Below are 3,754 nucleotides of genomic sequence, written 5' to 3' on the forward strand. Positions count from 1 at the left end.
GGCCGGCCTGAGCGGGTTGAAAAAGGGCGGGGAGCCTTTTTCAGCGGCCTGGTAATGCACCGGGGCGGTGGTATCGTGTCTCCGCCCAACGGAACAACCGTTCGTATTTCATGCACCGCCCGCTACGTCTGGCCCACTGCTCGGACATCCACCTCGACAGCGATTACTTCGGCGGCGACTGGAACCTTACCCGCCGCGACCGTGACCGGGCGCAGTTCGACGCGCTGCTGGCCGCCATCGGCGCGCAGGCGCCGGACCTGATGCTGCTGGCCGGCGATTTGTTCGACCATAACCGCGCCAGCGCCGGGACCATCGAGTGGGCCTGCGAGCGTCTGGCGGCGCTGCCGTTCCCGGTGGTGATGATCCCGGGCAACCACGACTGCCTGGCCGAGAACGCCATCTACCACCGCCACGACTTCGCCGCCGCCGGTGTGCACGTGCTGCTCGACCCCGCCGGGCAGACGCTGACGCTCGCGAAGCTTGGCGTCGCCATCTGGGGCCGCGGCATGGTCGATCATCACCCCGGCCACCGCCCGCTGGCCGATGTGCCGGCGCGGCCAGACGCGGATCTGTGGTATCTGGGGCTCGCGCACGGCGTGCACGTGCCGGCGCACGGCGAGTCGCGCAATTCCTCGCCCATCCACGCGCACGAGATCGAAAACGCTGAGTTCGACTACCTGGCGCTCGGCCACATCCATTGCCCGCGCGACGTATCCGCCGGCCGCACGCCGGCCTGGTACAGCGGCGCCCCGCACCCGGTGATCGGCGAGCCGGGAAGCTTTTTGAGCGTCACGCTCACGCCCGGTGAGGGCGCTCGTGTTGCCGTGTGCGGCGTGCCGCCGGTGCGCTGAAGGCGCCCGGCAGGCGTCTCAAGCCGGGCATCCCGGCCACGCGGGCCACACTACCGCGACGCAGCACGTCGATCGATTCCGGAGGCGACTGCCCGGGCGAGGTACTTCGCCCTCCGTCCTCCACGCCGGCAGATCAGCCGCCGTCCTGCACATCCTGCAGACGCTGGCCGGGCTGCCAGGGCCGGCCCAGGCGCTGCTCGATGTAGTCGCGGATCAGGCGCCTGACCACCTGCGAGGGGGTCTGGTCTTCCTGCGCGCACAGGTGTTCGAAGACCGCCTTCTTGTCGGGATCGATGAGTACGGTCAGGCGCGCGGTGCGGGATTCCTTTGACATTCGATGATAATTTTCTGCGCATTGAATGATTGCCAGATGATAACATTTCGGGTATGGCGCCCGACGCGGGCGACATTCTAAGGACGCGCTGATTGGTCCAACGGTTCCTTCCGGGGCAGGGTGCCCCGGCCTGAATCGAGGGCGTATACCCTCGATTCAGGGAGCGCCGAGCGGGCCTGTACCGCGCGGCAGCGAGCCGAAAACGTCCAGGGACGGAATGGTTTCGATGCTTCCCAAAGCGGGCGGATGGTCGTCGATTTGATGCTGTGTTCGAATTGGGCGTGGTTCGGGGTGCGGGCGGCGCCGGTGGCCTGGCTGCTGCTCGGCCTGCTCGGCCTGCTGCGCCCGCGCGGCCTGCGCTTCGTGGCGCACGGGCTGTTCCCGGCCGGCGCCGTGGTCGGCGTGGCGCTGGCGGTGTGCGCCTGGCAGGCGCTCGCGGCGGGCAGCTGCGCCGCGGTGCTGCCGCTTGGCCTGCCCGAGCTGCCCATGCACCTGCGCCTGGACGCGCTGTCGGCGTTTTTTCTGCTGCTGCTGGGCGGCGCCGCCGCCGCGGTGTCGGTGTTCTCGGCCGGCTATTTTCGCGCCGGCGAGGGCACCGCGCCGGGGCTGTTGGCGCTGCAGTACCACCTGTTCCTGGCCGCCATGGCGTGGGTGCTGCTGGCGGACGACGCCTACGCCTTCATGGTGGCCTGGGAGGTCATGGCGCTGGCGTCGTTCTTTCTGGTGACCTCGCAGCACCGCGTGCCCGAGGTGCGGCGCGCCGGGTTCCTGTACCTGCTGATCGCGCACCTGGGCGCCATCGCCGTGCTGCTGTGTTTCGGCGTGCTGCAGGGCGGCAGCTGGCAGTTCACGTTCGACGCCATGCGCCGGGCGCAGCTGTCGCCGGGCTGGGCGAGCGTGGCGTTCGCGCTCGCGGTGTTCGGCTTCGGCGCCAAGGCGGGCCTGGTGCCGCTGCACGCCTGGCTGCCGGAGGCCCACCCGGCCGCGCCGTCGCCGGTGTCGGCGCTGATGAGCGGGGTGATGCTCAAGACCGCCGTGTATGGCCTGCTGCGCGTCGGCTTCGACCTGCTCGGCGCGCCGCACTGGAGCTGGGGCGCGGCGCTGCTGGCGTTGGGTCTGTTCAGCGCGCTGTTCGGGGTCATGTTCGCCGCCGTGCAGACGGACATGAAGCGCCTGCTGGCCTACTCGTCGATCGAGAACCTCGGCCTGATCTGCGCCGCGGTGGGTTTGGCCATGCTGTTCGATGGCAGCGGGCAGCGGCCGTTCGCCGCGCTGGCGCTGGCGGCGGCGCTGTTTCACTGCCTCAATCATGCGCTGTTCAAGTCGCTGCTGTTCCTGGCCACGGGCTCGGTGCTGCACGCCACGCAGCAGCGCAGCCTCGGCAAGCTCGGCGGGCTGATCCGGCGCATGCCGTGGGTGGCCTGGCCGACGCTGGTGGCGTCGCTCGCCATCGCCGGCCTGCCGCCGCTGAACGGCTTCGTGTCCGAGTGGCTGCTGCTGCAGGCGTTCTTGGTGTCGCCGCGGCTGCCGCTCGCCTTCGTCAACATGCTGGTGCCGGTCGGCGCGGCGCTGCTGGTGCTCGCCTCGGCGCTGGCCGGTTACGTGATGGTGAAGTTCTACGGCGTGATCTTTCTGGGCCGCATGCGCGAGCCGCAGCTCGCCCACGCGCACGATGCCGGCTGGTTCGAGCGCGTGGCGCTGCTGGCGCTGGCCGGCGCCTGCATCGGCCTCGGTCTTTTGCCGGCGCTGCTGCTCGAGCGCCTGAACGCCACCGTGGGTCTGTTGGTCGGATCGGCGGCCACACGCTGGGGGGATCTCGGCTGGCTGCGCGCCGGCGCGGTCAGCGCGGCGAGTTTCAGCCCGCTGCTGTTCGCCGCCGGCATCGCGCTGGTGATGCTGGGCGGTTTTGCGGCCATCCGGCGCCTCTACCACGGGCGGGTGTCGCGCGGCGCGCCGTGGGATTGCGGCTACCCCTGGCAGGACGCGCGCATGCAGGACACCGCCGAGGGCTTCGGGCAGCCGATCCGGCAGATTTTCGAGCCGTTCTTTCGCATGCGCCGCCACCTGCCCTCACCCTTCGATGCGTCGCCGCGTTACGAGGTGACGGTGGAGGACCGCTTCTGGTACCTGCTGTACCGGCCGATCGCCGGCGCCGTGGAGCGCGCCGCGGGCCTGGTCGGCCGGCTGCAGCAGGGGCGCATCGCCGTCTACCTGCTGTACGGTTTCGCCACGCTGGTGGCGCTGCTGGTGCTGGTGCTGTGACGGCGTCGGCGCTGCTCACGCAGGCGCTCGCCGTGGCGGTGGCGGCGGGGCTCGCGCCGCTGCTGGTCGGCTGGGTCAACTGCTGTCGCGCCTGGCTGCAGAACCGTTCAGCGCCGCCGCTGCTGCTGCCGTACCACACGCTCGGCAAGCTGCTGCGCAAGGACGCGGTGCTGGCCGAGGCCGCCTCGCCGCTGTTTCGCGCCGTGCCATACGTGGTGTTCGGCTGCATGCTGGTGGCCGCCGGCGTGATCCCGTCGCTAGGCACGGACCTGCCGGCCGGGCGCGCCGCCGACGCCATCGCCCTGGT

The 3,754-nt window shown here is 70.7% G+C and carries 4 protein-coding genes; 3 read left to right on the top strand and 1 reads right to left on the bottom strand.

Annotation, left to right across the window (positions count from 1 at the left end):
• Positions 1-110 precede the first annotated feature (110 nt).
• The gene (locus PHC73_RS12310) at positions 111-851 is read left to right on the top strand and encodes a metallophosphoesterase (protein WP_300128696.1); all 741 of its coding nucleotides are present in this window, start codon (positions 111-113) and stop codon (positions 849-851) included.
• Positions 852-984: 133 nt separating this feature from the next.
• On the opposite strand, the gene PHC73_RS12315 is transcribed toward PHC73_RS12310, so the two are convergent.
• Positions 985-1,185 carry a ribbon-helix-helix protein, CopG family gene (locus PHC73_RS12315; protein WP_300128698.1) on the bottom strand — a complete coding sequence of 67 codons (201 nt, stop codon included), beginning with the start codon at positions 1,183-1,185 and terminating at the stop codon, positions 985-987.
• 261 nt (positions 1,186-1,446) lie between these two features.
• Between PHC73_RS12315 and hyfB the strand changes: the two genes are divergently transcribed.
• Complete coding sequence (gene hyfB / locus PHC73_RS12320) at positions 1,447-3,447, top strand: hydrogenase 4 subunit B (protein WP_300128700.1); 2,001 nt, start codon at positions 1,447-1,449, stop codon at positions 3,445-3,447.
• Positions 3,444-3,754 (top strand): NADH-quinone oxidoreductase subunit H (locus tag PHC73_RS12325; protein ID WP_300128702.1); only part of this gene is annotated, 311 nt, incomplete at its 3' end. The genes hyfB and PHC73_RS12325, both read left to right, overlap by 4 nt.

Origin of the sequence: Immundisolibacter sp. (assembly GCF_028696615.1) — a bacterium.
Lineage (GTDB): Bacteria > Pseudomonadota > Gammaproteobacteria > Immundisolibacterales > Immundisolibacteraceae > Immundisolibacter.

Bases quoted from the DNA above. Each gene is read 5' to 3' on its own strand.
- PHC73_RS12315 (WP_300128698.1), bottom strand. From the start codon at position 1,185: ATGTCAAAGGAATCCCGCACCGCGCGCCTGACCGTACTCATCGATCCC.
- PHC73_RS12310 (WP_300128696.1), top strand. From the start codon at position 111: ATGCACCGCCCGCTACGTCTGGCCCACTGCTCGGACATCCACCTCGAC.
- hyfB (WP_300128700.1), top strand. From the start codon at position 1,447: ATGCTGTGTTCGAATTGGGCGTGGTTCGGGGTGCGGGCGGCGCCGGTG.